Source organism: Achromobacter sp. UBA5777, from assembly GCF_002418565.1.
GTDB lineage: Bacteria > Pseudomonadota > Gammaproteobacteria > Burkholderiales > Burkholderiaceae_B > Achromobacter > Achromobacter animicus.
Genome location: NZ_DIEJ01000273.1, coordinates 1 through 6,488 on the forward strand (window position 1 = coordinate 1; position 6,488 = coordinate 6,488).

General features: G+C 68.7%; 4 protein-coding genes. All 4 read right to left on the reverse strand.

Features of this window, described 5'->3' with window-relative positions; genetic code table 11:
* On the reverse strand, positions 1-1,714 hold a 1,714-nt coding region (locus B3446_RS23385), incomplete at its 3' end, for a T6SS effector BTH_I2691 family protein (protein ID WP_291385764.1).
* A complete protein-coding gene (locus tag B3446_RS23390; protein ID WP_291385766.1) occupies positions 1,711-2,670 on the reverse strand; it encodes a DUF4123 domain-containing protein in 960 nt (319 codons plus the stop codon). The genes B3446_RS23385 and B3446_RS23390, both read right to left, overlap by 4 nt.
* Positions 2,667-5,381, reverse strand: a complete 2,715-nt coding sequence (locus B3446_RS23395; RefSeq protein WP_291385768.1) for a type VI secretion system Vgr family protein — start codon at positions 5,379-5,381, stop codon at positions 2,667-2,669. Before B3446_RS23395 ends, B3446_RS23390 begins: the two co-directional genes overlap by 4 nt.
* Before the next feature lie 16 nt (positions 5,382-5,397).
* A partial coding sequence (locus tag B3446_RS23400) for an AAA family ATPase (protein WP_291385770.1) occupies positions 5,398-6,488 on the reverse strand: 1,091 nt, incomplete at its 5' end.

Genomic DNA, 6,488 nt, shown 5'->3' on the forward strand with positions numbered 1-6,488 from the left:
CCGCGGCGTTCAACTGCGCATCCACTTCCTCGGGAATGATGTAGTTGAGCGTGACCGGCGTGGAGCGTTCGGCCTGCGTGCCCATCCAGCCGGACTGCATCTGCTTGCTCGCACCGAGGCCCTCGCTGCTGCCCGCGCCAACCGTCACCGACGCCGGGTTCGGCTCCCAGACAATCTGGTGCATGTCCGCGATCATCCGCGGCAAGGTGGTCGTATGCGTGCGCACGGCCATCACGATGTTCATCCGCGCCGACATCGTCAGCGTGACCCGCGCCGCGACGCGCTCGGCGATGGGGTCGCCCGCCAGGGTCAGCCGCAGCAGCTGCGTCGCCATGAACCGGCCGATCGCCGCGCCAGCCACCCGCATCGGCGGCAATTGGCCCTTGGCCGCCCGCGCCTTGATCCAGTCGTTGTAGTTCTTGATCATCCGGCGGACATTGCTGACCTGCTTGGAGATCACCTTGCCCTTGGCCTCGCGGTCCAGAAAGCCCAGCAGCTCGCCATCGTTCGCGGCCAGCGCGCGCCAGATCGCCGCATAGGTGCTGTCGCTGTCCTCGTCCTTGAGCGAATCGTCGATGGCCTTGTGTTCGCTTTCGATCGCGCCCGCGCCATCCACGCACAGCGCCATGTCCTCTTCGAGCCGCTCGCCAGCCGCGGCGTCCTTAGGCGAATAGGCCTTGAGCGCCAGCCAGAACGCCTCGCGACCATACCACCACGCCCAGTCCTTGCCGGCCCCTTCGATCTTCTCGCGCATGCGGTCGATCGCGACCTTGTTGTCGCTGAGCGTCTTGGCGACCTTGCCGGTATCGACGCGTTCGCGCAGGCGGCGGATCTCGTCGCCCGTGTTCCCCATCTGCTTTTGCAGGCCATCGATGATCTGCGCGACGCCCACTTCGCGCATGCGCGTGGGGTCCAGGTGGTGCTCGGCCAGCTCGCCCATGCATTTGTTGCGCCACGTCGCCACGTCGGCCAGGATGCCCACGGGGTCGCGCAGCGCCAGCACGATGCCGCCCTTGGGCGTCATCTGCCGCATCTTGGCCGCAACGGCAGCGCCCTGCCCGCCGAACACGTTCACGGCTGGCGACAGCGTATTGCTGAACAGCGTGGCGGCGCCCGCCGCGTCGCGGAACTCGATCGAGTGCTTGGCCAGATTGGCGCCGTCATCGGCCACGCGGTAGCCGGTCTCGGGCTTGGGATACCCGCCGCCCCACACCGCCTTGGCGTCCAGCTCCACCATGATCTTCTTGCGCCAGCGTTCATCGCGGGTCAGATCGCGGCGGATGTCGCGCGTCCACCATACGCGCGAATACCCCACCCACACCGTGCGCGACGCGTTGGCCGGCGCCTCGACGTTGATCAGCGTGGATTCCAGGCCGTGGCCCTCGCGCGTGCAGGTGAACGTGGGCTGTTCGGACGGACGGTTGTCGTCGTCGACCGGCACCTCCTTCATCTGGCCGGTCGCCGTCGCCGCGAATGCGCGCCAGCCGTAGCTGCGGCGTGGGTCCCAGATGTAGACGTAGCCGGCGGTGATGGCGCGCAGCATGTAGGCGCCCTGGCGCATGGTCTCGTAGTACAGCTCCGGATCCATGTACACGCCGTCCGGCAGGTCGTTCTTGCCACCCGGCACATAGGCGATCCGCATGGGCAGGATGGGCAGGCCCGGCCGGCCGCAGAACTTGCCCTTGCAGGGCAGCGCGTCGTAGTCAGTCGTCATGCTTGCAGATCCTCCCGCGCCTGCGCCTCGTGCGCAAACGCCTGCCAATCCTCGTCGTCCATGTCCTCGGCGGCGCGATACAGGCGGCCGCCTTCCTCGCGCACTTCGCGCAGCAACGCCAGGAACGAGGGCGCGCATTCCAGCGGCGCGTCCAGTCGCACGCGCCAGGCTGCGAACAGCGCCACGTCCTCGTCATCGGCGATGCCGCATGCCGCGGCAGCATCCAGCGCGCGCCGCACCGCCTCCAGCGCGGGCGCCTCGTAACGCAGCCCCTGCGCGTTCAGTCGTTGGAGGACGGCATTGACGCGGCCAAGGCGCGCCAGACGCGGCCAATCCGGCGTGACGGTCTGCATCGGGCCTCGCATGTCCGGCAGCGTCTGCCAATGCCCGAAGCCGTCCACGCTCATCCACGTGACGCCCTCGATCCACGAGGCCGGCGCCGTGCCCGCATACAGCTCGCTCTGGAACTGCGTGGTGCGCGGGTCCCAGAACCGCAGGATGCGCACGCGCCCCTGCGCATCGCGCAGGCGCGCGCGCAGGACCAGACGCTGCGCAACTTCGGCCAGCGGCAGATCGGTGGCCAACCAGGCCGACATCGAGCGCGGCCGTTTGGCTGCCGGCGCCGGGCGCACGGCCTCGTCCACCGCCAGCCGCAGGCTGCGGTTGACCAGACGCTCGAGCCGCACTTCATCCGGCACCTCGGCCAGATACAAGGGTGGCGCGCTTGCCCCTTGTGAAATCAGGTCGACCTCGCAGCGCCGCAGACCGGCCGATGCGATGTCCTGGCCCAGCGGATCGGCCAGCGTCGGATCGCACAACAGCAGCACGCGGCGGTCGGCGCGCGCGTCCAGCACCGAGCGCAAGCCTGCAATGGCGCGCTCGACGCGGGCCTCGGCGGCAGGCGTCCAATACTCGGGCAGGCGGGTCGTCATGTCGAACGTCACATCCATCGTCATGCCGCCAGTGCGCCGCTGCCGGCCGCGTCTTCGAGCGCCGCGGCGCAGCCTTCCATGTCGCCCTGCGGCGGCTGCGCGGGTCCGGCGCCGCTTTGCGGCCCCACCCAGTTGTGCACACCTGCCTTCAGTTCCACCTTGCCGGGCGCATGCAGCTGGATGCCGCCACCCTCGATCCGCATGTACGCGCCCGCGGCGGTCGCCAACACCTTTTTGGACGCGTTGACGTCCACCGCGCCCTGCGCCGACGCCAGCGTCACCGCCTTTTCCGCCGCCAGCCGCATGCGCGCCTTCTGGCTCTGGAGCCGCAGCTTTCCACCGGCAGCGTGCAGGCGGATGCCTTGCTCTGGCACCGCCCTTCCGCTGCCGCCCAGTCCCTTGGTGAAGAGCACGACGCCCTGCGCCACGCACATCGCCAGATTCGCGCCCGCCGCCCAGTTCACGTCCGGGGCAATCTGGCACAGCGTGGCGCCGGCCACGGTGTACGCGTTATGCGGCGTGTATTGCCCGATTCCGCTGGGCGCGCTGACCTGGATGTGCGGCTGGGTGTAGGCCGGCACATTGTGTTCTGCGTCGGACTTGGTGCCTTCGATGATCTCGCGCACCGCATTCAGCTCGTTCAGCGCCCGCGGCTTGTCGTTGTCGCCGGGCAACTGGGCCTCCTGGCGGCCGGCCGTCGCGGACAGCTCGACGGCCTGCTCGATGGACTTTTCCATTTGCTGGATGGCCTCTTCGCTGTCCAGCAGGCCGCCCGTTGCGTCCTCGCGCTTGTGGGCGCTGATGAGCAGGCCTTCCCCCGCCCGCAGCGCCAGCGCCTCGGCCGTCGCCAGTTCGGCGCCGTGGCCCAGGTCCGACAGCCGCTCGTTGTCGCGCTGCTGCTTCAGGTGCCCCAGGTTCAATCGCGATTCGGCCTGCGTGGTCGAGGCCGTCAACCGCGACTGGCCCGGCGTGTCGTCCTGCACGAGCTGGTTGTAGCCGCCCATGCCCTGCCCGCTGGACGCCAGCGCCTGGGTCTTGAAGCCCGACATCACCACGTTGTGCGCGTGCCCCGCTTCGCTGCCGGCGAACCAGGCGGGTGCATTGCCGGTCGCCTTGGCCGCGCCGCCCTGCACCTGGTTGTTCGCGGCGTTCTCCGTGCCCGCGCCGTTGTACAGCGCGCCCACGACGACAGGCCGATCGATATCGCCATGCAGGAACTGCACCAGCACCTCCTGTCCCAGCCGGGGAACGAAATGCCCGCCCCAATCCGATCCGGCGACGGGTTCGGCCACGCGCACCCAGGTGCCCAGCGCCTCGCTGGCGGGCGCGTTGTCGTCGCCGGCCGGATGGTCCTGCCGGCTGCTCGACGCGCTGCCGCGCTGCCAGTGGAACTGGATCTTGATGCGATGATCGCGGTCGGTGTGCACCGAATCGCCGGCGCCCACCACCAGCGCAGTCTGCGCGCCGTGCACGGTGGGACGCGGATGCAGACGCGCGCCGTGGCCGTCGCGCGTGCTGGGCCGGTACTCCAGCGTGGCGGCAATGGCCTCGAAGCGATTGCGATAGAAGTCCGCCGCCTCGCCCTCCGCCTTTTCCCCAGCCCCGCCGCCCGCAGCGCCCAGCGCCTGCGCCACGGCCTGCCCCAGGCTTTCGTCGAAGTTGTTGCGCGCTTCATGGCGGATGCCGATGACCACGAAGTCCGCCCCCGCGCCTTGCGAGGGGCCCCAATGGCCGGTCAACGTGAAGCGCTGTCCCGGCGCCAGGGTGCGCACGGTGCCTTCGCCCTCAAACAACGACTGGCGAACGCGCTGCGCGGCCAGCGCATTGTGCGCCAGCCGCTCGCCCTGCGCGCTGTCTTCGTACAGATACTGCCCGGGGTAATCCGAGTCGGCCAGTTCCAGCGCATTGGCGAACTTGTCCTCGACCTGGGCGCTGACCTTGCGCGCCTGCATGGCGCGATAGTCCCAGGTGGCCAGCCGCACGGCATTGGTCCGCCACGCCCGGTGCTGGCGCCAGGCCTGGATGGAATCCTGTTCCTCGGTCGCATCGGCGCGCTGGAAGGGAACGCTGTCCTGCGGGCCGGTCTCGAACGCGCCGTTATGGTCCGCGATCACGATCGTATGCGTACCGGGTTCCCCGTCGCCGCCTTCATGTTCGACCCAATAGAACAGCCCCTCTTCCGCCAGCAAACGCTCCACGAAAGCGAAGTCGGTTTCGCGATACTGAATCGTCAGGCTGCGCTTGGCGTAAGCATCGCGATCCTTCACTTCCCAGCGCCATTGGGGCGCAAGCGCACCCTGGCCCTTGTAATCGCCAAACACGCTGTCGACGATGTCGATCACCGACAGGTCCTGAAATGCAAAACTGTCGCGCCGCTGGCGAAGCAGCGCCAGCCATGGCTCGACGCGCAGGCGGTAGCGCGCAAAGCCGCCATTGGCGCCCTCGAAGCGCGCCTCGGTCACCACGCCGCACCACACGCGGTGTTCGTCCCGGCCCAAGGCGGTCTGCAGCTTGACCTGCGCGGATTGGCCGATCAGCGACTTCAGCGGGAGGTGGGCATCACCGGACAGCGCGTCCACGTCCAGCACGAAGCCGCCACCGCTCAACTGCTCCCGGCCCTGCAGCCGCTCGGCCAGCAACGTGTCCGGCCCCAGCGGCGTGGCCAGGTCCAGCAGGCGATCGGCCTGCGTAAAGCCTGCGCCCAGCGGGCCGGCGGCAGCGGATTCAAGGGCCATGTCTGCGTCTTCCTCGTCAGCTCATCCGGAACCGGAACTCGCCGTTCTTGCCCGCGGTCACCCGGATCTTGGCGATGGCCTCACCCTGCGACATGCGGCCAAGCACCTGCTCGGCGATCTCCGGCAGCAGCGCGCCGTTCAAAATGTGGTCCACGTTGCGCGCGCCCGTGTCGACCTCGGTGCAGCGGGCCAGCACGGCTTCCACCAATCCGTCGTCCCAATCGAAAGCCGCGCGGTGCGTGGCCTGGACGCGACGCGCGATGCGGCCAAGCTTCAGGCCGATGATGTGCGCCAGCGCTTCGTCGTCCACCGGGTAGTAAGGAATCGTCTTCATGCGGCCCAGGAACGCCGGCTTGAACGCCTTGTACAACTGCGGCGCCAGCAGTTCAGCCAGCTGCTCCGGCGACGGGCGTTCACTGGCCGGCTTGTTCAGGCAGGCCTGCATGATGGTGCTGGACCCCACGTTGGACGTCAGGATGATGAGCGTGTTGCGAAAGTCGATCTCGCGCCCTTCCGCATCGTCCATCACGCCCTTGTCGAACACCTGGAAGAACAGTTCCAGCACATCGGGATGGGCCTTTTCGATCTCGTCCAGCAGCACCACGCTGTAGGGCTGGCGCCGCACCGCCTCGGTCAGCACGCCGCCCTCGCCGTAGCCGACATATCCGGGCGGCGAGCCCTTCAGTCCGGAAATGCTGTGGGCCTCCTGGTACTCGCTCATGTTGATCGTGACCAGCTTGCGCTCGCCGCCGTAAAGAATGTCGGCCAGCGCCAGCGCCGTCTCGGTCTTGCCCACGCCCGACGGGCCCACGAACAGGAACACGCCCTTGGGCTTGTCCGGATCTTCCAGCCCGGCGCGGGCCGTGCGCACACGCTGCGCGATGGCATGCAGCGCGTGGTCCTGGCCGATGACGCGCTCGGCCAGCATGGGCTGCAATTGCAGCACGGTGCGGATCTCGTCGTTCACCATGCGGCCCAGCGGAATGCCGGTCCAGGCCGAAATGATCTCGGCCACGATCTGGGCGTCCACGCAGGCGGGCACCAGCGGCTGCTCGCCCTGCAGGGCGCGCAGCTCGTCCATCAGCCCGGCCAGGCGCTGCTGCTCGG

Excerpts from the sequence above, each read along its gene's own strand:
- B3446_RS23390 (WP_291385766.1), bottom strand. The coding sequence starts at position 2,670 with ATGACGATGGATGTGACGTTCGACATGACGACCCGCCTGCCCGAGTAT.
- B3446_RS23395 (WP_291385768.1), bottom strand. The coding sequence starts at position 5,381 with ATGGCCCTTGAATCCGCTGCCGCCGGCCCGCTGGGCGCAGGCTTTACG.